We start from the raw sequence: 23,078 nt of genomic DNA on the forward strand, positions 1-23,078 counted from the left end.
AGGTACAAGGGTTATTCCCGTTGTACCTACACTCTACTAAAGAGCCTTGTAGGTATTTTGTCTACAAGGCTCTTTTTATTTTCGGTTTAGGTGAATGAAATGAGCATACATTAGAAAGGGAAAGGTGTGAGAATTTAGATGACAAAATGGAAACGGGCAAACCCAAATGGAACGAGAGACTATTTATTCGAAGAATGTACGTTAATTGAAGAGGTGGAGCAAAAATTAAGACGTACTTTTTTAGGGCGAGGTTATGAGGAAATAAGGACACCTACAATTGAATTTTATGATGTTTTTGCCTTTCAAAATAGACCGATAGATGAAGAAAAGATGTATAAATTTTTTGATGAAAAGGGACGGATTATCGTGTTACGTCCAGATATGACAATTCCTTTAGCGAGAGTGATGGGAACGCAGAGGTGGGATACGCCGCTTAAACTGACGTATGGCGGGAATGTATTTCGGGCGAATGAGTCCCTTACTGGAAAATATAATGAAATTGTACAAAGTGGTATTGAAATTATAGGTATTGATAATGTAAGAGCTGAAATTGAATGCGTCATAAGCGTCATTCAATCACTTCAAAAGGTGAAGGTACAATCTTTTACAATAGAGATTGGGCAAGTGCAATTATATAAATGTATTGTAAAAAAACTCTCCATTCATGAGGAAGAAGAGAGAGTACTTAGGACATACATTGAAAGTAAAAATTATGCGGCTCTATCAAATTTTATTAGAGAAAAGAAATTAGATCGATGTGATGAAACAGTAAGATTACTTGAGAAGTTACCAAGACTATTTGGGAACTTAGAAGTGATTGAGGAAGCAGAAAAACTCGCCTCAAGTAATGAAATGAAAATGGCGATTGCAAGAGTGAAAGAAATATATGAAGCAATTGAAAGACTAGGCTATGGATCTTACATATCAATTGATTTAGGTATGATCCAACATTTAGATTACTATACGGGAGTTATTTTCAAAGGGTATATATATGAAATAGGAGAAGAAATTGTTAGTGGCGGAAGATATGATGAGTTAATTGGAAATTTTGGAGAGATGCTGCCGGCTGTTGGACTCGCGGTGCAAGTCAATCAAATTGTGAAGGCGCTGCAAGAGCAACAAGAACCATATGAACAAAAGGGAATAGATATTATTATTCATTATGAGTTAAATAGATTAGCAGAAGCGGAAAGATTACGAAATTTACTTCAAAAGGACGGGAAAAAAGTAGAGCTATCCTTATTCTCTAATGTAAATGACACCTTTCAATTTGCAAGAAAAAATCAAATAGTAACGGTCGTTGAGGCGAAGAACGAATCATTAGTGGAATATGTATGGAAAGAGAAATGGGTAGTCCAGAAAGAAGGAGAAACTTCATGCGTAACATTCAAATTGCGTTAACGAAGGGAAGATTAGAAAAACATGTGATTCCGCTCTTTGAGCAGATTGGAATTGATTGTTCGGAGCTCAAAAATAAAGGACGAAAGCTTGTTTTTCAAAGTAAAAATACAGATATCTCATTTATTTTAGTGAAAGCAGTAGATGTTGCTACTTATGTAGAACATGGAGTAGCTGATATTGGGGTCGTTGGAAAAGATATTTTAATGGAAAACGAGAAAGATATTTATGAAATGTTAGATTTAGGAGTGGGCGTGTGTAAGTTTTGTGTTGCTTCTATTCCTACGTATAATCCGAAGAGCTACCGAAAGAAACGCATTGCGACGAAATATCCACATATTACTTCTAACTATTTTCATGATAAAGGGGAGGATGTAGAAATTATTAAAATAGAAGGTTCTGTAGAAATCGCTCCTATTCTTGGATTGGCAGATGCAATTGTTGATATTGTGGAAACAGGAAAAACATTACAAGAAAATGGGCTCATTGTATTTGAGGAAATGTATTCTATATCTGCTCGGATGATTGTAAATAAGGCTGCATTAAAAACTAAAAAAGACGAAATATTCAGTATTGTAAATATGATGGAGCAAGAAATTTTGTCAGGAAAATAGGGGGACTTGTAATGGAGATAGTTTGTGAAGATTTTCAAAAGGCGTTATCGAAAATAAAATTGCTACGAGAAAACGCTAATATAATAGAAGAAACTGTTCAAAGAAGTGTAAGCGAAATCGTTCGAAAGGTAAGGAAGAGTACGGATGAGGCTCTATCTTTTTATACAAAAAAGTTTGATGGTGTGGAGATTAAAGAGTTTCGTGTAAGTGAGGAAGAAATAAAACGAGCGGGTATGTTTGTAGAGAATTCATTTTTAGAAGCGTTACAAGAGGCGAAGAAAAACATTATTTCTTATCACGAAAAGCAAAAAAGACAATCCATGTTCGATTGCACGAGTGAAGGCATTATTAGAGGGCAAATCATTCGGCCGTTAGAAAATATAGGGGTATATGTGCCGGGCGGAACTGCTTCGTATCCTTCGTCAGTATTAATGAATGTATTGCCAGCAAAACTCGCTGGTGTGAAAAAGATTGTAATGGTAACACCACCAAGGCAAGGGGGGATTGATCCACATATTTTAGTTGCTGCAAGCCTTGCAGGAGTAGATGAAATTTATACGATAGGTGGTGCGCAAGCAATTGCTGCTTTAGCATATGGGACGGAATCGATTCCAAAAGTAGATAAAATAGTTGGACCAGGAAATTTGTACGTCGCTCTGGCGAAACGAGAAGTATACGGAATAGTAAATATCGATATGATTGCTGGACCGTCAGAAATTGTAGTTATTGCTGATGAAACCGGTAATGCAAAATATATCGCTGCTGATTTATTATCACAAGCAGAACATGACGAGAGAGCAACAGCAATTTGTATTACAACGAATATAGAGTTAGCAAAAGAAGTAGAAAGAGAGATAGAAAGACAGTTAGAAACATTACCAAGAAGCGAAATTGCACGTGAATCGATAAATAGAAATGGAGCTATCTTTATCGTTCCTTCTTTATATGAGGCGCTACAATTATCGAATGAAATCGCTCCAGAACATTTAGAGTTACATATAAAAGAACCGATGAATGCTCTAGCTTATGTGAAACATGCAGGATCTATCTTTCTTGGTCCATATGCACCGGAACCGCTCGGTGATTATTTAGCAGGACCGAATCACGTGTTACCGACAAGTGGAACGGCAAGGTTTTTCTCACCGTTATCAGTCGATGATTTCGTGAAAAAATCAAGCTTTCTGTCTTATACGGAGGAAGCGTTAAGAGATGTACAACATCATATTGTAGAACTTGCCAATAAAGAAGGATTACATGCGCATGCGAGAGCAATTCAAATAAGATTTGAGGAGGAAGAATAATGCGTGAGTGCAGTCAAATACGTGAGACGACAGAAACAAAAATCAAATTAAGTTTGCAGCTTGATGAAGGCAAGAACGTTTCTGTACAAACGGGAGTTGGATTTTTTGATCATATGCTAACTTTATTTGCAAGGCATGGAAGATTCGGTTTACAAGTGGAGGCGGAAGGCGATGTATTCGTTGATGCGCATCATACAGTTGAAGATGTTGGAATTGTACTCGGAAATTGTTTGAAAGAAGCATTGCAAAATAAAGAGGGGATTAACCGTTATGGCTCCGCATATGTACCGATGGATGAATCTTTAGGTTTTGTCGCAATTGATATTAGCGGGCGCTCACATATTGTATTTCAAGGAGAATTAACGAATCCGAAGCTAGGGGATTTTGATACAGAACTAACAGAAGAATTTTTTAGAGCAGTTGCTCATGCTGCCAATATTACATTACACGCTCGCATTTTATACGGAAGCAATACACATCACAAAGTTGAAGCGTTATTTAAAGCGTTTGGTAGAGCGCTTAGAGAAGCAGTCGAAAGAAATGCCAGCATTACTGGTGTAAATTCCACGAAAGGGATGTTGTAATTGATTGCTATTATAGATTATGGAATGGGAAATATTCGCAGTGTGGAACAAGCATTACAATATATTGGAGCAGAGTACATCGTAACGGGTGATAAAGAAAAGATTTTTAGAAGTGATGGAGTGATTTTACCAGGAGTAGGTGCATTTCCGAAAGCGATGGATGTATTGGAAGAAAAAAATTTAGTGCGTGTGTTAAAAGAAGTCGGGCGTTCAGGAAAACCGCTTCTGGGCATTTGCCTAGGGATGCAGCTTTTATTTGAAAAAAGTGAGGAACTACAAGACTGTAACGGATTAAGTTTATTGCCAGGTGTTATTCGAAAGTTAAAGGTTCCTTATAAAATTCCACATATGGGATGGAATGAGTTAAAGAAAGAGGGAGAAATAGCACTTTGGAATGGAGTAGAGGACGGTTCTTTCGTATATTATGTTCACTCTTATTATGCAGATTGTCCAAATGAAATTGTGTATGGGATAAGTGAATATGGAGTGAAAGTACCTGGTTTTGTAGCAAAAGGAAATATATACGGCGCACAGTTTCATCCTGAAAAAAGCGGTGACATTGGAATGCAAATGTTGAAAAATTTCAAAGGGGTGGTAGAGGCATGGAAATCTTCCCAGCTATCGATTTAAAAGAGGGGCGATGCGTTAGACTTTATCAAGGAGAGTTTAGTAAAGAAACCGTAATGAATGAAGATCCGGTTGCGCAAGCGATTATATTCGAAAAATTGGGAGCGAAAAAGTTGCACATTGTTGATTTAGATGGCGCAATTGCTGGCGAGTCAGTAAATTTGCTCGTTATTGAAAGAATTTGCAAGGCAGTACGTATTCCTGTGCAAGTTGGAGGAGGAATTCGATCACTTGTAGCGGTAGAGAAGTTATTGTCAGTGGGTGTAGATAAAGTGATTTTAGGAACAGCTGCTCTTTATGATAAGGAATTTTTAGAAGAAGCAGTTCTTCTATATAAAGAGAAAATCATTGTTGGAATTGATGCGAAAAATGGTTTCGTAGCAACGAGAGGCTGGCTTGATGTGTCTGAAATTTCTTACATTGATTTAGCAAAGCAAATGGAGAATGTAGGTGTTCAAACGATTGTGTTTACAGACATTTCGAAAGACGGGACACTTGCAGGACCGAATTTAGAGCAATTGGAGTTACTACAAAAAAGCGTGAGCATTCGTCTTATTGCTTCTGGAGGAGTGGCATCTATTCAAGATGTGAAAAAATTAAATGATATGAATATATACGGCGTCATAATTGGTAAGGCTCTTTATGAGAAAACGATTGATTTAGAAGAAGTGTTAGAGGTAACAAAGTTATGTTAGCGAAACGCATTATTCCATGTCTAGATGTGAAAGAGGGCCGAGTCGTAAAGGGTGTAAATTTTATAGGGTTACAAGACGTCGGTGATCCTGTTGAAATAGCTGCTTTATATAATGAGGCGGGAGCAGATGAGATTGTATTTTTAGATATTACGGCAACGCATGAAGGACGAAAAACAATTATAGATGTTGTAGAAAAAACAGCTTCGAAAGTATTTATTCCTCTTACAGTTGGCGGGGGGATTTCAAGTGTTAAAGATATGTACAATTTACTAAGAGCTGGAGCGGATAAAGTTTCAATCAACTCAGCGGCAGTGCGAAATCCAAAGCTAATTGAAGAAGGGGCAGAACACTTTGGCTCACAATGTATTGTCGTAGCAATTGATGCTAGAAAAGTAGCAGAAGAAAAGTGGAATGTTTATGTGAACGGCGGAAGAGTTGATACGGGTATGGATGCAATCGGGTGGGCAAAACGCGTTGCCGAGCTAGGGGCAGGCGAAATTTTGTTAACGAGTATGGATGCAGATGGAACGAAAAACGGGTATGATCTTCGTTTAACAGAAGAAATTTCAAAAAGCGTTTCCGTACCAGTCATCGCGTCAGGCGGATGTGGTCACGTTGATCACATTATAGAAGTTTTTCAAAAGACAACAGTTGATGCAGCACTTGCGGCATCCATCTTTCATTATGGTGAGGCGACAGTGCAGGACGTAAAGAGAAAATTAAGAAATGCAAATGTTGAGGTGCGGTTATGAAACCTAACTTTTCAAAAGGATTATTACCAGCAGTTGTAATTGAAGAAGGGACAAAAGAAATTTTAATGCTAGCTTATATGAATGAAGAAGCATATGAAAAAACGCTAGAAACGAAAAGAACATGTTTTTATTCTCGTTCAAGACAATCGTTATGGAATAAAGGAGAAACATCAGGAAATGTCCAATATGTGCAATCTCTTTATTTAGATTGTGATCAAGATTCAATTGTTGTTGTCGTAAAGCAAGTGGGACCTGCTTGTCATACAGGAGAGAAAACATGTTTTCACTACCAAATTATATAGGGGGATACATATGGAAAATGCCTTTAAATTACTATTTGAAACAATTGAAGAACGAAAGGGAAATCCACTTCCTGAATCGTATACAAATTATTTATTTTCAAAAGGCGAAGATAAAATTTTAAAGAAAATTGGTGAAGAATGCACGGAAGTAATTATCGCATCTAAAAATAATGACAAAGAAGAATTAGTGAAAGAAATGGTTGATGTATTGTATCACTGCTTTGTTTTATTAGCTGAAAAAAATATATCATTAGAAGATGTTATGGAGGAAGTGACAGAAAGAAATGGGAAGCTTTCGCGAGTAGGGGACAGAAGTGAAATAGATACATTATAAGGGGGAAATGTAGATGAAGGTGGATTATCACATTCATTTAGAAGAAGGGCCATATTCAATAGGATGGCTAGCTAAAATAAATGAAGTGTTACAACATTATGAACCACTTAAAGAAGAAAAACATTCTATGGAATGGCTTGTGAAAACACAAGAACGCCTGCAAAGACGTGTGAAAGAAGGGCCATTTACAACGAAATGGATTGATTTATATTTAGAAGAAGCTTTGCGAAAAGGTATAAAAGAAGTTGGTATTGTCGATCATTTATACCGTTTTTATGAAGCGAAAGACTACTATGAAAGATATGTCGATATTAGTGATTCGAGGCTTGGTCGTTTACAGAAGGAATGGTTAGACCAAGTAAGGGTAACATCACTACATGATTTTACAAAGGCAATTGAAGAGGCGAAAGAACGGTGGAGTAAAAGAGGTGTTACGCTTAAACTTGGAATTGAAGCGGATTATTTTATTGATGGTGAACAAGAATTACAATCTTTACTCGCATTAGGAGATTTTGATTATGTAATTGGTTCTGTTCATTTTTTAAATGGCTGGGGATTTGATAATCCAGATACGAAAGAATATTTTAAGGAACATGACTTATATGTTTTATATGATACGTTTTTCAAAACGGTTGAGTGTGCAGTTCGCTCTAATTTATTTGATATTATAGCTCATCTTGATAACATAAAAGTATTTAATTATCGGTTAGATGAAAATGAACAACTTTCTTATTATAAGGAAATTGCGCGTGCGTTAGTAGAAACAAATACGGCAACGGAAATAAATGCAGGATTGTACTATCGCTATCCTGTACGCGAAATGTGTCCGAGTCCGCTATATTTACAAGTATTAGCTAAGCATGGCGTTCCGGTTACTCTTTCCTCAGACGCTCATTATCCGAGTGATTTAGGAAAATATGTGGCAGAGAATATAAAGACGTTACGTAATCATGATATTTCTCACATAGCTACATTTACGAAACGAGTAAGAACGATGAGATTACTGGAAGAAGAAGTAACAATTTCAAAATGATCACGATTTTTTGATGAAAACCACCCTTTTTGTTCAAAATAAGAAAGAATAAAAAGGAGGGTAAGAAATGGCGAAACAACAAAATAAACAAAATGTACAAGGTGCACAACAACAAGCTCAAACTTCTGAAACGAATGCTACATCTCAATCCGTTATTGAGGAACAAATTAGTGATACAGTTGCAGAGGGAACGATCGATGTGAAGCTTGGAAAACAATCGCAAGAAAAAGCATAAGAAGAGGGGGAGACTTGCATCTCCTCTTTTTTTGTGGAAAAGTGTCGATTTTCAAAACTATAATCAAATTCCTTGGTTTTTATATGTGGATTTCTTACAATAAAAGATAAGAGATATCTTATTTTCTATAGAAGAGGTGTTAGTAGTGGCAAAAATATTAGTAGCAGGGAAAATTCCAGCAATCGGATTAGAACTATTAAAGGATCATGATGTAGAAATGTACGATAAAGAGGCGTTAATTTCTTTAGATGAATTAACAGAGCGTGTAAAAGACAAAGATGCATTGTTAAGCCTACTTTCTACAAAGGTGACAAAAGAAGTGATTGATGCGGCACCTAATTTGAAGATTGTTGCAAACTACGGTGCTGGTTACGATAATATTGATTACTCGTATGCTGGAGAAAAAGGGATTGCGGTAACGAATACACCAAAAGTATCAACTGAAGCGACAGCAGAATTAACATTTGCACTTCTTTTAGCAGCTGCACGTAGAATTCCTGAAGGCGATACATTATGTCGTACAACTGGATTTAATGGATGGGCACCATTATTTTTCTTAGGCCGCGAAGTACACGGTAAAACAATTGGAATTATTGGCCTTGGAGAAATCGGAAAGGCAGTTGCAAAGCGTGCGAAAGCGTTTGGAATGAATGTTTTATATACAGGACCAAACCGAAAGCCTGAAGCTGAAAGTGAGCTGGAAGCAACATATGTAACATTAGAAGAATTATTACAAACAGCAGACTTTATTACAATTAACTGTGCGTATAATCCGAAATTGCACCATATGATTGATGAAGAACAGTTCAAAATGATGAAGAAAACAGCGTATATTATAAATGCTTCACGTGGACCAATCATGCATGAAGCAGCACTCGCTCATGCATTAAAAACGAATGAAATTGAAGGGGCGGCTCTTGATGTGTTTGAATTTGAACCGAAAATTACTGAAGAGCTAAAAGGGTTAAAGAATGTAGTACTTGCTCCTCATGTAGGAAATGCAACATTCGAAACGCGTGATGCGATGGCTGAAATGGCAGTAAGAAATATTTTAGCAGTATTAAACGGTGAAGAGCCTGTAACACCTGTAAATCAAAAAGTATTCGTTACAAAATAAAAAGAAACCTTCCGGTTCCGGAAGGTTTCTTATTTGTCTTTATTTGCTCTTTTAGATGGTATTTGTCTAAGAAATTGAGATAGCATATACAAAATATATAGTGGAATAGCAATGAATAAGAAAACAGAAAAATTACCGAACCCTGTTTGGTACATTGTGATAATGATTCCAACTAAAAATAGTGTAATAATGATGCTATATCGTGGAATTGGTACATCTTTTAAACTTGGGATACGAATGCGGCTCACCATTAAAAATGCGAACGTTACAAATACTGTAATAAGAACGATTTTTGGAATGGTATGTGAAAATAATGTTAAGAAAGCAACAAGCCCTCCCGCTGCTGTAATCGGTACCCCAGTGAAATATTTCATTGAAGTAGAAGATGGTGTAACATTAAATCGAGCTAAACGATATGCTCCGAAAAGAGGGAATAGTCCCGCTATGTATAGTCCGATGATTCCATAATTGGAGAAAGATGTGTAATACATGAGAACAGCAGGTGCTGCACCAAATGTTACGACATCTGCAAGCGAGTCAAGCTCTTTTCCCATTTGTGAATCAACGCGTAATAATCGAGCAACACGCCCATCAAGACTATCTAACATCATCCCGATAAGTACTAAAATAGCAGCTGATTTATAATATCCTAAAGATGCATAGCCGATTGATAAGAATCCACTATATAAATTTCCGAGCGTAAATAAGTTTGGAATAGCTGCTCTATACAAAATCTGATCCCTTGCTTTCTGTAATAAATTCTTAATTAGTTTATGAAATTTTACTTATTTTATCATACCATAAATTTCTTCCTCATACGAAAAAAATTCCCAATTTGTGAAAGATTTCATAGCGGAATGATTTGAAAAATAAGTAAAAAAAGAAGCAACTTTTATAAAAGTTGCTTCTGGCGCTATTCAAATTTCGTTGTCATTGTTCCGGTTTTATAACGATTGTTAGGATCGAAACGTAATAAGTCTCCATAAATGAGTTTGTCGGAGAGTTTCAATTCAGTTTTTGCTTTTTCAATATTTGGTTGACATAATGAAATGTCCGCTTCTTCACCTGTATTTCGTTTATAGCACATGTTTTTTGTATAAACATAGTTTTCCGAAACGAAGCTACCATCACGCATTACCATAAGTGGATCTTCTTCTTTAATAAATAGGTCAGTTCCAAATTCAACTGATTGATTTGTTTTAATACCAAGTAAATGAAGTAGCGTTGGTTTAATATCAATTTGACCAGATACTTTAGAAATGACTTTTCCTTCTTGACCAGGTACATGAATAATGAGAGGGACGCGTTGTAATTGCATAGAATCAAACGGTGTAATAGCGTCTTTACCAAGGAACTGAGCCATAGCTGCATTATGGTTTTCAGAAATACCGTAATGATCTCCATAAATGACAATAACGGAATTATCATACAGTCCTTCCTCTTTTAATTGTTTAATAAATAGTTTAAGAGCTTCATCCGTGTAACGAACGGTTGGGAAGTAGCGGTTTACAACACCACTTTCCGAATTAAACTCATCAACATATTGATCTTCTGGATTTAGAAGAAATGGAAAATGATTTGTTAAAGTAATAAATTTTGTATAGAACGGTTGTGGTAAAGATTTTAGCTTTGGAATCGATTGTTCAAAGAACCCTTTATCTTTTAATCCCCAACCGACAGACATTTGTTCTGTGCCTACGTAATCATTTAAATTAAAGTAACGATCATATCCAAGTGCAGGATACATTACATCACGATTCCAAAACGTTTTATCGTTTGAATGGAAGACAGCAGAAGAATATCCGTATTTTTTTAATTGTTCTGGTGTAGCTGTATATTCATTTGTTGCGTGAGTAAAGAATACAGAACCGCGGTCTAACGGATAAAGTGAATTTTCAACGATAAATTCAGCATCAGAAGTTTTACCTTGTCCCGTTTGATGATAGAAGTTATCGAAATAAAAACTATCTTTAATAAATTCATTTAAAAATGGAGTGATTTCTTTTCCATTTATTTTTTTATTAATAACAAAACTTTGTGTAGATTCCATTGAAATCAAAATTACATTTTTACCTTTTGCAGCTCCAAATAAGTTTTTATCAACTTGCTTATCTTTTGAGTCTGTATAGTTTTTAATTTCAGAGAACCCGTCACCACTTGCAAATACACGTTCAGCCGAAGATTTAGATTGAAGTGTAATATCAAATAGATGATATGTGTATAAACCTAAATTTTTCACGACAGTTTGACGATCAAATGAGCGTGAGAACATTTGTGGCTTATAAATAACTGAAACGACAATTTGTAATGCTAATAGAGCTGTTACACCGCTAAAGAAAGTTCGCTTCTCAGAGCGAGAAAGTGGCGTCTTGTCGCAAAATGCTGGGAATTTACGTGAAAGAAACATTAAAATAATTGCATCTGCAAATAAAAGTAATGTTTTGTACGTAAAGAGTTCTTTTATACTTGTCCCTAAATCAGCCATATTATTTGTTTGAAATAAAACTGGGAACGTAACGAAATCGTTATAAAACCCATAAAACATTGCATTTCCAAATAAAATAAAGGACAGTATAAAACTGATTCCAACTATAATACGGTTTCGGTGTTTAGATGCAAGTAAAGCAAAACCGAAAAATAAAAGTAACGCAGCTAGTGGATTAATAAAAAGCATAAATTCTTCAAAGAAGTTATCAATTTTAATATCAAATGCTAGCTTGTACACAATATATGTTTTTATCCATAATAAAACGACTGCAACGAGTGCAAATCGCAGTTTTGGAAACAGACGTTGTAGCATAATATACTCCTCTCCTAAAAAGCATGACAGTTCTTGTGAGCCGGTTTGATTAGCGCCTCATTTTATATATACGAACAGTCCTTTGTTATTATGTTTATTATACTATGAGTATCATTATACGAAAATAAAAGAGAGTTGTGGACTTTTTTATAATAATTGAGTAGAAAAAGGGCAGTGGGAGACAATAAAACGGAGTTTCTATGTATGATAATTATCGTGCGCAGAAAGAATCGTGTAATAATACGGAGGTTATAATGCGAAAATTATTATATTTTATAGTATGCAGTAGTGTTATACTTTTTGCTTCACCGAGTGTGTCGGTAGCCCAATATGATGCACCTCTTATGGAAGATGCCCTTTATTCTGTTTTATTTCCGAAAATAAATAAAGCAATTGAAAAACAATATGGGAGCTTGAAGCCTTATCAATGTCCTAAAATTATTAGTTTAAAAAAAGTGTATAGCGGTACATATTTATTTCAAGCAAGTATTGAAGTAACGAAGTATGAACGAGTTGCTGGGAAAATTGCTCCACCATTTGAGAAGGTAACGATTACATTTAATAATGAAGAAGGCGAATGGGAAGTGTCAAAGATTTCAGTAAAGCGCTTACCAAATGATACGAAATTAAACTGTAAAAAAACAATATAAAAAATTGTTTGACAAATAAAATGGTCCTTTGGTATTGTTAATAGCAACAATTAGATGTTTGAAAATTAAATAGACTTACCTCATCTACTCTCAAAGGTAGAGGCCGCGATAGGAAAGAGTAAGCTATGGGAGATTTAATGGAATCTGTGATCATAGGTTGAAAGGGACTATTGCCGAAATATAAGAATAACCATCTTATTCATATATTGGGACTGCATTGAATAAATGTAGTACTGTCATAATATTTATTTTATGGAGAGCTATTTGGAGATGTTGATGCGGTTTCTTATTTTGAGGAGATAACAACTCGTTTATTTTTTCAATATATATTTTTCCTAATAAGAAACGCGTGTGAACATTGTTCCGCGCGTTTTTTGTCTATCTAAAAGCGTGCTGCAATGAATAGAAGATTGGGGTTATGAGTTTTAGAGGAAATAAGGGAGGAATTCAAATGTATTTACACGGCACGAGCCGAATCAATGGGCAAGGACACTTAGAAATTGGAGGATGTGATACGACGCAGCTAGCAAAACAATACGGAACACCACTTTATGTATACGATGAAGAGTCAATTCGAGGAAAGTGCCGCGCGTTTCATCGTGCGTTTAAAGAAAGTGGTTTCTCTTATCAAGTAGCATATGCAAGCAAGGCGTTCTTGTGCATGGAGATGTGCCGAGTGGCTCGTGAAGAGAATATGTCATTAGATGTTGTTTCTGGAGGAGAATTATATACTGCGCTGCAAGCAGGATTTCCGGCATCACGCATTCATTTTCACGGCAATAATAAAACAGAAGAAGAAATTGTGATGGCTCTTCAGGCGAATATTGGTTGTTTTGTCGTAGATAATTTCTTGGAATTAGAAATTTTGCATGATTTAGCAGTGCAACATGGGAAATTTGTGAACATATTAATTCGTGTAACGCCCGGAGTAGAGGCGCACACACATGAATATATTACAACAGGCCAAGATGATTCGAAATTTGGATTTGGCGTGTCAAATGGTCAAGCGATGCAAGTAATTGAGATTGCTTTACAAAAATCAAATTATAATGTGTTAGGAATTCATTCACATATCGGATCACAAATATTTGAAACGGCCGGCTTTGTGCGAGCGATTGAAGTTCTTCGTCAATTTTTAGAACAAGTGAGAGAGCGAACAAACTATGTAGTAAAAGTGCTAAATGTAGGCGGAGGATTCGGAATACGCTACACAGAGTCAGATACACCATTAACTCTTGAGACATATGTGCGAGCTGTAACAAGTGCTGTGAGGGAACAATTTACAGTATGTAATTATCCCCTGCCAGAAATATGGGTTGAACCAGGCCGTAGTATTGTAGGGGATGCTGGAACGACAATTTATACAGTCGGATCTGTGAAAGATATTCCTGGTATTCGGAAATATGTATCAGTGGATGGTGGGATGACTGATAATTTAAGACCTGCTTTATATAACGCTCGTTATGAAGCGATGTTAGCGAATCGAGGGAATGATGAGAATGAGGAACTTGTCTCGATTGCTGGGAAGTGCTGTGAGAGTGGAGATATGTTAATTTGGGATATCACTCTACCGAAAGTTGCTTCAGCCGATTTATTAGCAATTTCTTGTACAGGGGCATATGGATACTCGATGGCGAATAATTATAATCGGATTCGTAGACCAGCTGTCGTCTTCGCGAAAGGCGGCACATCACAAATTGTTGTAGAGCGTGAAACATATGAAAATATTATTGGGAACGATCGCATACGTATTAAAGAACTTGTGTGAATGGGAAAAAGGAGTTGTTCGGATGGGCAATTCCTTTTTTATAAAACAAAATAATTAAAATATATCGGAAAACTAGGATTGAAAAAAATCAGAATTGTGATAAAATACAAATACAAAGCTTATCAAGAGAAGCGGAGGGAACTGGCCCGAAGAAGCTCGGCAACCTGCTTATAGAAAGCAAGGTGCTAAATCCAGCAAAATGGAATCCATTTTGAAAGATAAGGTAAAATATATTACCGAACAGTCTTTTCGAAATGGGAAAGATTTTTTTTATGAATAAAAAGGGGGGCTGTTCGCGTGAGCGTACGGGAACATTTTGAGGAAGTATCTGAGAAAATTCAAGCGATGCTTGCTGATATGAAATATGGTTCAATTACAATTGTTGTGCAAGATGGGAAAGTCATTCAATTAGAGAAAAGTGAAAAGGTACGTTTAAAGTAAAAAGCGCTGACTAGAAAAACTAGAGGCGGTTTTAACCTATTATATTAGGTTAAAACCGTCTTTTTGCTTTTACAGGGGGAAAGAACATGTTGACGTATGAAACGTGGGAAGAAAATAATGTTTCATTTTCAGAAGAAGATGAAACGAAAGGCGCGCTATCTGTATTAAGTTGGGCTTATAAAGAATATAAAAGTGAAATTGTATACGCATGTAGCTTCGGAGTGGAAGGGATGGTATTGCTGCATCTTATAAACCAAGTAAATCCATCTGCTAAAGTTGTATTTTTAGATACGAATGTTCATTTTCAAGAAACGTATGAATTAATTCAAAAAGTGCGGAAACGATTTCCTTCATTAAATATTATAGAAAAACAGCCGGAACTTACGCTTGATGAACAAGCGAAGTTGCATGGTGAGAAATTATGGGAAAGTAATCCGAATCTTTGTTGTAAAATTAGAAAAATTTTACCGTTAGAAAAATCATTAGCAGCGGAAAAAGCTTGGATATCGGGCTTAAGGAGGGAACAATCAGAAACACGTAAGCATACAAAGTTTATAAATCAAGATCATCGCTTTCAATCTATTAAAGTTTGTCCACTCATTCATTGGACGTGGAAAGAAGTGTGGCGATATGTATACAAACATAGCTTACCGTATAACCCGCTGCATGATGTTGGATATCCAAGTATTGGGTGTGAGAAGTGTACGTTACCTGTAGGTGAGGGTGGCGATTCGAGAGATGGTAGGTGGTCTGGGAAAGTGAAAACAGAATGTGGTCTTCATTACCAATAAGATGAATTTGAAAATAAAGCTAAGAGAGGAAATAGAAAATGAGTACAAGAAACGAATTAATAAATCGTATAGACGAGACTTACGACGTATCACAAATCGAAAAAGAAATTGAACTAGACAACATTGCGTTAAGTGATTTAGAGCTATTAGCGACAGGGGGATATAGCCCACTTACTGGTTTTTTAGGAAAGAAAGATTATGATTCGGTCGTAGAAACGCTTCGCTTAGCAAACGGGAGCATATGGAGTATACCGATTACATTACCAGTAACAGAAGAAGTAGCAGAGAGTCTAAAAGCTGGAGAGGAAGTAAAACTTGTTAATGCTGAAAATGTATATGGTGTCATTCAAATAGAAGATATTTTTGTGCCTGACAAGGAAAAAGAAGCGTTACTTGTGTATAAAACGACGGATGAGGCTCATCCAGGAGTGAAAAAATTATATGAACGACCGAACGTTTATGTCGGGGGAGCTATTATTCTTACAAAACGCTTTGAAAATAATCCGTTTCCTTCTTATCATTTAGATCCAATTGAAACGAGAGAAGAATTTAAAAAACGTGGTTGGAAAACAGTGGTTGGATTTCAAACGAGAAATCCGGTACATCGTGCCCATGAATACATTCAAAAATCTGCCCTTGAAATTGTAGATGGTCTCTTTTTAAATCCACTCGTTGGGGAAACGAAATCGGACGATATTCCTGCTGATGTAAGGATGGAAAGCTATGAAGTATTACTTCAAAACTATTATCCGAAAGATCGTGTCTTTTTAGGTGTATTTCCTGCAGCAATGCGTTACGCAGGACCGAGGGAAGCGATATTCCATGCAATAGTCAGAAAGAATTTTGGATGCACCCACTTTATCGTAGGGCGTGATCATGCAGGAGTAGGAGATTATTACGGGACTTATGAAGCACAAGAAATTTTTACAAACTTTACAGTGGAAGAGTTAGGGATTACACCATTATTTTTTGAACATAGTTTTTACTGCACGAAGTGTGAAGCGATGGCTTCGACGAAAACATGCCCACACGGAAAAGAGGATCATGTCATTTTATCAGGTACGAAAGTAAGAGAACTATTAAGAAACGGTGAGGTTCCGCCGAGTACATTTAGTCGTAAAGAAGTAGTGGAAGTGCTAATTAAAGGTTTGAAAAAAGAAGTAGTAACAGAATAGGGAGAGAATGACATGGATACGAATATTACTTGGCATACAGCATCTGTTTCAAAAGATGAGAGAAGAGTAAGAAATGGGCATCATAGTTTTGTAGTTTGGTTTACTGGTCTATCAGCTTCAGGTAAATCTACGGTGGCGAACGCGGTTGCTCGTAAACTATTTGAAAAGAATATTGGAAACTATGTACTAGATGGAGATAATGTACGCCACGGTTTAAATAAAGACTTAGGTTTTTCTGAAAGTGATCGTATGGAAAATATAAGACGGATTGGTGAAGTGGCGAAGCTATTTGTAGATCAAGGTACTGTTGTTCTTACAGCGTTTATTTCACCGTTTCGAGTAGACCGAAAACAAGTTAGAGATCTATTAGCAGCAGATGAGTTTATAGAAGTGTTTGTAAAATGTCCAATTGAAGAGTGTGAAAAACGTGATCCAAAAGGGTTATACAAAAAGGCAAGACAGGGTGATATTAAAGAGTTTACTGGTGTTGATTCACCGTATGAGGAGCCAGAGAAAGCAGAGTTAATTGTAGAAACGCACAAGTATTCTATTGAAGAATGTGCAGAACAAATCGTGAAGTACTTACAAGAGCGTAGTTTTATATAGGGGGATAAAAAATGAGTTATGAAAAAGTATGGGCTAACAATGAAAAATTAAATCAGACTGAGAAAAATAAATTGAAAAAAGATGGATTGGAAATCTTTAATGATATTCCTTACTATGCAGAAAATGGCTTCGAATCTATTCCGAAAGAAGAGTGGGACGCATTCAAATGGGCAGGGTTATATTTACAAAGACCGAAAGAAGCTGGATATTTTATGATGCGTGTAAATATTCCTTCAGGGATTATTACGAATGCACAGGCAGAAGTGCTTGCTTCTATCGCTGAGGATTATGGGCGTGACGTAATAGATATTACGACAAGACAGGCGATTCAGTTTCATTGGTTAGAAATTCATCAAATTCCAGATATTTTTAAAAGATTAGCAAGAGTTGGGTTATCTTCAGCGGGGGCGTGTGGTGATATAACGCGTAATATTACAGGGAATCCACTTGCTGGTATTGATGCAAATGAACTGTTTGATACAACGGGTATTGTGAAAGAGGTATATGATTATTTCCAACATAATGAAGAGTTTTCTAACTTACCGCGTAAATTTAAAATGTCTATTAGTTCTAACATTTATAATTCAGCAAACGCAGAGATTAACTGTGTTGCATTTACACCTGCAACGAAAGAGATAGATGGTGAGAAAAAAGTTGGTTTTCATATAAAAGTAGGCGGTGGATTATCAGCCCGTCCATATTTAGCTGATGAATTAGATGTATTCGTTTTACCAGAAGAAGTGAAGGCGGTAGCAATTGCGATTGCTACGATATTCCGTGATTTTGGATACCGTGAAAAACGTCATTTAGCTCGTTTGAAATTTCTAGTTGCAGACTGGGGAGCAGAGAAATTTAAAGAGAAACTAATAGAGTATATAGGACCATTGCAAAGTAAAGGAGAAAGTGCTCTCAAAGGATGGAATGCGGGATACTTTTATGGTGTTCAAGATCAAAAACAAGATGGACTAAAATATGTAGGTTTTAATGTGCCGGTAGGACGTCTACATGCAGAAGAAATGTTTGAGATTGCAAGAATTGCTAAGCAGTATGGAAATGGACAGATTCGTACATGTAATTCGCAAAACTTCATTATTCCGAATGTTCCGCCAAAAAATGTAACAGGTTTACTAAATGAGCCGTTGTTTAAAGCCATATCAGCAAGTCCTAAATCATTTATTGGTCATGCGGTTTCCTGTACCGGTATTGAGTATTGCAATCTTGCTTTAGTAGAAACGAAAGAAAGATTACGCAAAATCGCAGAGTACTTAGATACACAAATTGCACTCGATGTTCCAGTTCGTATTCATATGGTAGGATGCCCGAATTCATGTGGGCAACGTCAAATTGCTGACATTGGATTGCAAGGGGTGAAAATGAAAACGAAGGAAAAAGGAATTGTTGAAGCATTTGAAATATACGTAGGTGGAACGCTGTTAGATGGCGGTGCTTATAACCAAAAGTTAAAAGGGAAAATAGATGGCGAGGATCTACCTGATGTACTTGCATCATTTATAAGCTATTTCAAAGAGAATAAATTACCAGCTGAAACATTTTATGATTTTGTCAGCCGTGTTGGTATAGAGACATTACAAATAGCGTTAAATACTGTGTTAGAAGAAGTAATAGCGTCTTAGGAGGGACAATATGGATTTATATCGATTTGAAGCTGTGTTAGTAAATAGTATTGTTCCGATTGTTGTTGTTGCTCAAAGTGAAGAACAGGCATTTAAGCTCGCGGAGATAGAGCTTGAAAAGCATTTTTTACCGTTACCAGAAGTAAAGGAGATTTCTCTATTTGAAAAAAAGAAGATTCGAAAAGGTGCAGCATTTGTTATTCATGAGTAGGAAAAAGGTAATACGAAATAATGAAAACTTCCATTCGTATATAAGGATGGAAGTTTCACTTTAATAGTAGAAATGAGGAGAGATGATGGGGAAGGTTTATATCGTTGGTGCAGGTCCTGGTGATCCAGATTTAATTACTGTGAAAGGGTTGAAATGTATTAAGAAGGCAGATGTTATTTTATACGACCGTCTCGTGAATAAAGAGTTGCTTTCCCATGCAAAGCCTGAAGCGGATTTAATTTATTGCGGAAAACTACCAAATTATCACACGATGAAGCAAGAGACGATTAACACGTTTCTTATTAAATATGCGAAAAAGGGAAAAGTTGTAACGAGGCTAAAGGGCGGGGATCCATTTGTATTTGGTAGAGGAGGAGAAGAAGCTGAAGCGTTAGCAAAGCAAGGGGTACCATTTGAAATCGTTCCTGGTATTTCAGCTGGAATAGCTGCTCCTGCTTATGCTGGCATTCCAGTGACACATCGTGATGCAAGTGCAAGTTTTGCTATTGTGACAGGGCATAGGAAAGAAGGTGCTGAAGAAGAAGTGAAGTGGGAAAATTTAGCGAAAGGTGTAGAGACTTTAGCTGTATATATGGGGGTTAGCAATTTACCCTACATATGTGAACAACTGATGAAGCATGGAAAAGACAAAAGTACACCTGCTGCTATTATTGAACGGGGAACGACATCAATGCAGCGCACAGTTGTTGGGACGTTAGGAACAATTGTGGATGTTGCAAAAAAAGAACAAATTCAAAATCCGAGCATGATTGTAATTGGAGAAGTGGTCCGTTTTCGAGAAAAAATCCATTGGTTTGAGAAACAGACAGAAAGTACCTATCAAGTAAGTGGAGTGTTATAAAATGAAAGCCATCTTATATATATGCCATGGAAGTCGTTTGAAAGCAGCTAAAGAAGAAGCGGTTGCATTTATTACGTCATGCATGAACCGTGTAGAGGCAAGTATTCAAGAAGTTTGTTTTTTAGAGTTAGCGAGCCCAACGATTAAGGAAGGGTTCCGTACATGTGTGAAGCGTGGTGCTACAGAGATTATTGTTATTCCAGTTTTTTTATTAGCGGCAGGTCATGTGAAAAAAGATATACCGTTTGAATTGGAAAAGTTAAATAATCAATTTTCGAATGTTAAAGTGACCTACGGTAACCCGTTTGGTGTATCAGAAACACTTGTGAAATCGGTGTATAGTGGAAGTGGCATTGAACAGGAAGATAAGAATGAAGTGACGCTACTTCTCGTAGCAAGAGGGAGTAGTGATCCTGAAGTATTAAGAGATATAAACTGGATTGCTTCTTTATTTCAACATGAAGAGAAAATTAAAAAAGTAGAGGTTTGTTATTTAGCGGCTGCCGAGCCGAAATTTGAGGAGAAGTTAAAGGAAGTTGTTGAACGAAAAGAAAAGAATATCGTTGTACTGCCTTACTTATTATTTACAGGTTTACTTATGAAACATATTGAAAAAGAAGTGCGCCAATATGAGTTGGATGAGATAAAAATAAGTCCGTATTTAGGAAAGAATGAAGCATTTCAATATATGTTAATTCAGAAAACGAAGAAATTATTGAAGGGAGATCAATATGTATCCACTTACAGTGCGAGTTGAGAAGAAACGTATTGTTGTCATTGGTGGAGGAAAAGTCGCGGGATTCAAAATTATTCCTTTACTAAAACAAGGTGCGGATATAGTTGTGGTAAGTCCTGAATTGGATGCGAATTTAGTGAAACTTGTGGAAGAAAAGAAAATTCGTTGGTATCAAAGGGAGTATGAAAAAAGTGACATTAAAGGTGCTTTTTTAGTCGTTGCAGCGAGTAGTGATGCCGTATTAAATGAACAAGTTGCTGAAGATAGCGCAGAAAATCAGTTAGTAAATGTTATTACGAACCCGGAAAGTGGTAATGTTCATTTTCCAGCGGCAATTCATCGTGGATTATTGAATGTGGCTGTTTCTACCGGAGGAGCGAGTCCGAAACTTGCAAAAAAAATTCGTGATGATATTGCAAATAAATATGATGAGGCGTATGAATCGTATCTTGATTTTTTATCCGAAGTTAGAATAAAAGTGAAAGAACTACAAATAGAGAAAAGAGAGAGAAATATATTGTTGCAAGAAGTATTAAAGTCGGTATATGTTCAAAATGAACAAAAAAGAGAATTGTTTTTACAAGAATTAGAGAGAAGAGTTCATATAGGATAATGAATAAATTGTACTTTACAACTATAAAAATATAATTTATAATCACAAGTAACTTCAATAGATGAAATCGATGAGCAAGAAGAGTATGTATATTTGATACGTTCAGAGAGCTGGGGGAAGGTGTGAGCCCGGTACGATAAAATATACAGAATGGGCTTGCGAGAGGTATGTTGAACATTGTAGTAGGCAACCCGGGTTCCGCCGTTAAAAGGATAGAGTATCGGAATTTTCCTGTACTTGAACAAGTGGGATTTATCAATCCAATTGAGGTGGTACCACGGTATTTACATTACATATATCGTCCTCTACATGCATATTTGCGTGTAGGGGACTTTTTTATTTTCTAAAGGAGGTGTGCGAGTATGAAATGAAAGTGTATAATTAACAAAAGTTTAAATATTCAGAAAAGGAGAATTTATGATGAAAGAAACACAGCAATGGACGTCGAAAATAGGCTTTGTACTCGCAGCAGCCGGAGCCGCAGTAGGTCTTGGTGCCATATGGAAATTTCCATATGTTGCAGGTAATGGTGGGGGAGGCGCATTCTTCCTTGTATTTTTACTATTAACTTTATTTATAGGTATGCCTCTTCTAATAGCGGAATTTGTCATTGGACGTAGCACCCAAAAAGAGGCAGTTACAGCTTATAAAGTACTAGTACCAAATAGTAAATTATATCCTTGGATTGGTCGTATGGGAGTTGTAACTTGTTTTAGTGTACTCTCTTTCTATAGTGTCGTAGGTGGATGGATTTTACTGTACTTATACTATAGTGTTACAGGAAGCTTTTGGAATGGTGTTGTTGATTATGGAAAATTATTTGGTGAAACGATTTCAAATCCAGTAAGTGCGATTGGAGCGCAATTTATCTTTATGCTTTGTACTATTTTTGTAGTAAGTAAAGGTGTAGAGAAGGGAATAGAAAAGGCAAGTAAGTATATGATGCCACTATTATTTATTTTGTTTATTGCAATCATTATTCGTGCGTTAACACTCGATGGTGCTTTTGCTGGGGTAGAGTTCTTTTTGAAACCAGATTTTTCAAAGCTGACAGCAGATACGATTTTATACGCGATGGGACAATCGTTCTTCTCGCTAACAGTAGGTGCCTCAGTAATGGTCACGTATAGTTCGTACTTGAAGAAAGAAGAACATTTAGCTAAATCAGCAACGTCTATTGTAAGTTTAACTGTTTTTATTACAGTACTTGCAGGATTAGCAATTTTCCCGGCGATTTTCGCATTAGGCGTTAAGCCGACTGAAGGACCAGGACTACTGTTTATCGTCCTTCCAGCAGTATTTGCGAAAATACCATTTGGACAATTTTTCTTCATTATGTTTTTAGTTTTATTTTTCTTTGCAACTTTAACATCTGCGATTTCCATGCTTGAAATTGTAGTAGCATCTGTTGCGAAAGATAATGAGAAAAAGCGTCCGTCAGCATCATTATTAATTGGTATTCTTATTTTTGCAGTTGGAATCCCGTCAGCATTATCGTTTGGAATTATGAGTGATGTGAAAATATTTGGTAAGACATTCTTTGATTTCGTCGATTTTTCGGTAAGTAATGTATTACTGCCGCTCGGAGTACTAGCCATTTCGCTATTCGTACCAAATAAAATGAGTAAAGAAATGTTAATGAAAGAATTAGAAGTTACGGAAACGAAAGGGAAAACATTATTTAATATTTGGTTCTTCTTGCTTCGTTATGTTATTCCAGTAACGGTAATTATTGTATTTTTAAATGCGATAGGCGTATTTAAAATGTTTGCATAATAAAAAGACGGAGATTTCTCCGT

Annotated in this window: 26 protein-coding genes, 2 riboswitches and 1 other annotated feature; of the genes, 24 read left to right on the forward strand and 2 right to left on the reverse strand. The window is 36.3% G+C overall.

The window, feature by feature from the left end; all coding sequences use genetic code 11:
- Positions 1–138: 138 nt before the first annotated feature.
- From hisZ to GFJ36_RS06450, 12 genes are all read left to right on the forward strand, one after another.
- Positions 139–1,401 carry an ATP phosphoribosyltransferase regulatory subunit gene (gene hisZ / locus GFJ36_RS06395; protein WP_088608739.1) on the forward strand — a complete coding sequence of 421 codons (1,263 nt, stop codon included), beginning with the start codon at positions 139–141 and terminating at the stop codon, positions 1,399–1,401.
- Complete coding sequence (hisG, locus tag GFJ36_RS06400) at positions 1,377–2,012, forward strand: ATP phosphoribosyltransferase (protein WP_088062646.1); 636 nt, start codon at positions 1,377–1,379, stop codon at positions 2,010–2,012. The genes hisZ and hisG overlap by 25 nt, the downstream gene beginning before the upstream one ends.
- An 11-nt stretch (positions 2,013–2,023) precedes the next feature.
- Entirely contained in the window at positions 2,024–3,313 is a 1,290-nt protein-coding gene (gene hisD, locus GFJ36_RS06405) for a histidinol dehydrogenase (protein ID WP_097889758.1), read from the forward strand.
- Entirely contained in the window at positions 3,313–3,897 is a 585-nt protein-coding gene (hisB, locus tag GFJ36_RS06410; RefSeq protein WP_088608741.1) for an imidazoleglycerol-phosphate dehydratase HisB, read from the forward strand. Before hisD ends, hisB begins: the two co-directional genes overlap by 1 nt.
- Positions 3,898–4,527, forward strand: coding sequence for an imidazole glycerol phosphate synthase subunit HisH (gene hisH / locus GFJ36_RS06415; RefSeq protein ID WP_000560363.1), 630 nt, complete (start codon positions 3,898–3,900; stop codon positions 4,525–4,527).
- Positions 4,500–5,219 (forward strand): 1-(5-phosphoribosyl)-5-[(5-phosphoribosylamino)methylideneamino]imidazole-4-carboxamide isomerase, encoded by a 720-nt coding sequence (hisA, locus tag GFJ36_RS06420; RefSeq protein WP_000402304.1) that lies wholly within the window; start codon positions 4,500–4,502, stop codon positions 5,217–5,219. Before hisH ends, hisA begins: the two co-directional genes overlap by 28 nt.
- Positions 5,213–5,971 (forward strand): imidazoleglycerol phosphate synthase cyclase subunit, encoded by a 759-nt coding sequence (gene hisF / locus GFJ36_RS06425; protein ID WP_046955256.1) that lies wholly within the window; start codon positions 5,213–5,215, stop codon positions 5,969–5,971. The genes hisA and hisF overlap by 7 nt, the downstream gene beginning before the upstream one ends.
- Entirely contained in the window at positions 5,968–6,273 is a 306-nt protein-coding gene (gene hisI, locus GFJ36_RS06430) for a phosphoribosyl-AMP cyclohydrolase (protein WP_088608742.1), read from the forward strand. Before hisF ends, hisI (GFJ36_RS06430) begins: the two co-directional genes overlap by 4 nt.
- Before the next feature lie 10 nt (positions 6,274–6,283).
- The gene (hisI, locus tag GFJ36_RS06435; RefSeq protein WP_000426349.1) at positions 6,284–6,607 is read left to right on the forward strand and encodes a phosphoribosyl-ATP pyrophosphatase; all 324 of its coding nucleotides are present in this window, start codon (positions 6,284–6,286) and stop codon (positions 6,605–6,607) included.
- Positions 6,608–6,620: 13 nt separating this feature from the next.
- Positions 6,621–7,640, forward strand: coding sequence for a histidinol phosphate phosphatase domain-containing protein (locus GFJ36_RS06440; RefSeq protein ID WP_097889757.1), 1,020 nt, complete (start codon positions 6,621–6,623; stop codon positions 7,638–7,640).
- A 67-nt stretch (positions 7,641–7,707) separates the two neighbouring features.
- The gene (locus tag GFJ36_RS06445) at positions 7,708–7,875 is read left to right on the forward strand and encodes a DUF4025 domain-containing protein (RefSeq protein WP_097889756.1); all 168 of its coding nucleotides are present in this window, start codon (positions 7,708–7,710) and stop codon (positions 7,873–7,875) included.
- Positions 7,876–8,020: 145 nt separating this feature from the next.
- Complete coding sequence (locus GFJ36_RS06450) at positions 8,021–8,992, forward strand: 2-hydroxyacid dehydrogenase family protein (RefSeq protein ID WP_097889755.1); 972 nt, start codon at positions 8,021–8,023, stop codon at positions 8,990–8,992.
- A 29-nt stretch (positions 8,993–9,021) separates the two neighbouring features.
- Here GFJ36_RS06450 and pssA read toward each other — a convergent pair whose 3' ends face one another.
- Together pssA and GFJ36_RS06460 are read right to left on the reverse strand one after the other, a co-directional pair.
- Positions 9,022–9,723 (reverse strand): CDP-diacylglycerol--serine O-phosphatidyltransferase, encoded by a 702-nt coding sequence (gene pssA / locus GFJ36_RS06455; protein ID WP_060489528.1) that lies wholly within the window; start codon positions 9,721–9,723, stop codon positions 9,022–9,024.
- 182 nt (positions 9,724–9,905) lie between these two features.
- Positions 9,906–11,792, reverse strand: coding sequence for an LTA synthase family protein (locus GFJ36_RS06460; RefSeq protein WP_046955254.1), 1,887 nt, complete (start codon positions 11,790–11,792; stop codon positions 9,906–9,908).
- 254 nt (positions 11,793–12,046) lie between these two features.
- Here GFJ36_RS06460 and GFJ36_RS06465 point away from each other — a divergent pair, with 254 nt between their 5' ends.
- The 12 genes from GFJ36_RS06465 (at position 12,047) to GFJ36_RS06520 (ending at position 23,055) form a co-directional block, all read left to right on the forward strand.
- A complete protein-coding gene (locus GFJ36_RS06465; RefSeq protein WP_001228833.1) occupies positions 12,047–12,442 on the forward strand; it encodes a DUF3888 domain-containing protein in 396 nt (131 codons plus the stop codon).
- 89 nt (positions 12,443–12,531) lie between these two features.
- Positions 12,532–12,713: riboswitch (Lysine riboswitch) on the forward strand.
- 180 nt (positions 12,714–12,893) lie between these two features.
- Entirely contained in the window at positions 12,894–14,210 is a 1,317-nt protein-coding gene (lysA, locus tag GFJ36_RS06470; protein WP_000280662.1) for a diaminopimelate decarboxylase, read from the forward strand.
- 116 nt (positions 14,211–14,326) lie between these two features.
- Positions 14,327–14,435: riboswitch (SAM riboswitch) on the forward strand.
- 72 nt (positions 14,436–14,507) lie between these two features.
- Positions 14,508–14,651 carry a YezD family protein gene (locus tag GFJ36_RS06475; protein WP_000116163.1) on the forward strand — a complete coding sequence of 48 codons (144 nt, stop codon included), beginning with the start codon at positions 14,508–14,510 and terminating at the stop codon, positions 14,649–14,651.
- A gap of 86 nt (positions 14,652–14,737) precedes the next feature.
- Complete coding sequence (locus GFJ36_RS06480; RefSeq protein WP_075308704.1) at positions 14,738–15,442, forward strand: phosphoadenylyl-sulfate reductase; 705 nt, start codon at positions 14,738–14,740, stop codon at positions 15,440–15,442.
- A 38-nt stretch (positions 15,443–15,480) separates the two neighbouring features.
- Positions 15,481–16,617, forward strand: coding sequence for a sulfate adenylyltransferase (gene sat / locus GFJ36_RS06485; protein ID WP_088062662.1), 1,137 nt, complete (start codon positions 15,481–15,483; stop codon positions 16,615–16,617).
- Positions 16,618–16,629: 12 nt separating this feature from the next.
- Positions 16,630–17,223 (forward strand): adenylyl-sulfate kinase, encoded by a 594-nt coding sequence (gene cysC / locus GFJ36_RS06490; protein WP_048561381.1) that lies wholly within the window; start codon positions 16,630–16,632, stop codon positions 17,221–17,223.
- An 11-nt stretch (positions 17,224–17,234) separates the two neighbouring features.
- On the forward strand, positions 17,235–18,857 hold the full coding sequence (locus tag GFJ36_RS06495) for a nitrite/sulfite reductase (RefSeq protein WP_097889753.1): 1,623 nt from the start codon (positions 17,235–17,237) through the stop codon (positions 18,855–18,857).
- A 10-nt stretch (positions 18,858–18,867) separates the two neighbouring features.
- Positions 18,868–19,068 (forward strand): DUF3906 family protein, encoded by a 201-nt coding sequence (locus tag GFJ36_RS06500; RefSeq protein WP_000366913.1) that lies wholly within the window; start codon positions 18,868–18,870, stop codon positions 19,066–19,068.
- Between the two features lie 85 nt (positions 19,069–19,153).
- Complete coding sequence (gene cobA / locus GFJ36_RS06505) at positions 19,154–19,930, forward strand: uroporphyrinogen-III C-methyltransferase (RefSeq protein WP_088062666.1); 777 nt, start codon at positions 19,154–19,156, stop codon at positions 19,928–19,930.
- Position 19,931: 1 nt separating this feature from the next.
- Positions 19,932–20,687 carry a sirohydrochlorin chelatase gene (locus GFJ36_RS06510; protein ID WP_088062668.1) on the forward strand — a complete coding sequence of 252 codons (756 nt, stop codon included), beginning with the start codon at positions 19,932–19,934 and terminating at the stop codon, positions 20,685–20,687.
- Positions 20,662–21,279, forward strand: coding sequence for an NAD(P)-binding protein (locus tag GFJ36_RS06515; protein ID WP_088062670.1), 618 nt, complete (start codon positions 20,662–20,664; stop codon positions 21,277–21,279). Before GFJ36_RS06510 ends, GFJ36_RS06515 begins: the two co-directional genes overlap by 26 nt.
- A 61-nt stretch (positions 21,280–21,340) precedes the next feature.
- Positions 21,341–21,588, forward strand: a binding site (T-box leader).
- 111 nt (positions 21,589–21,699) lie between these two features.
- Positions 21,700–23,055 carry a sodium-dependent transporter gene (locus GFJ36_RS06520; protein WP_046958187.1) on the forward strand — a complete coding sequence of 452 codons (1,356 nt, stop codon included), beginning with the start codon at positions 21,700–21,702 and terminating at the stop codon, positions 23,053–23,055.
- Positions 23,056–23,078: the final 23 nt, after the last annotated feature.

The organism is Bacillus sp. EE-W1 (assembly GCF_009760835.1).
GTDB classification, from domain to species: Bacteria; Bacillota; Bacilli; order Bacillales; family Bacillaceae_G; genus Bacillus_A; species Bacillus_A wiedmannii.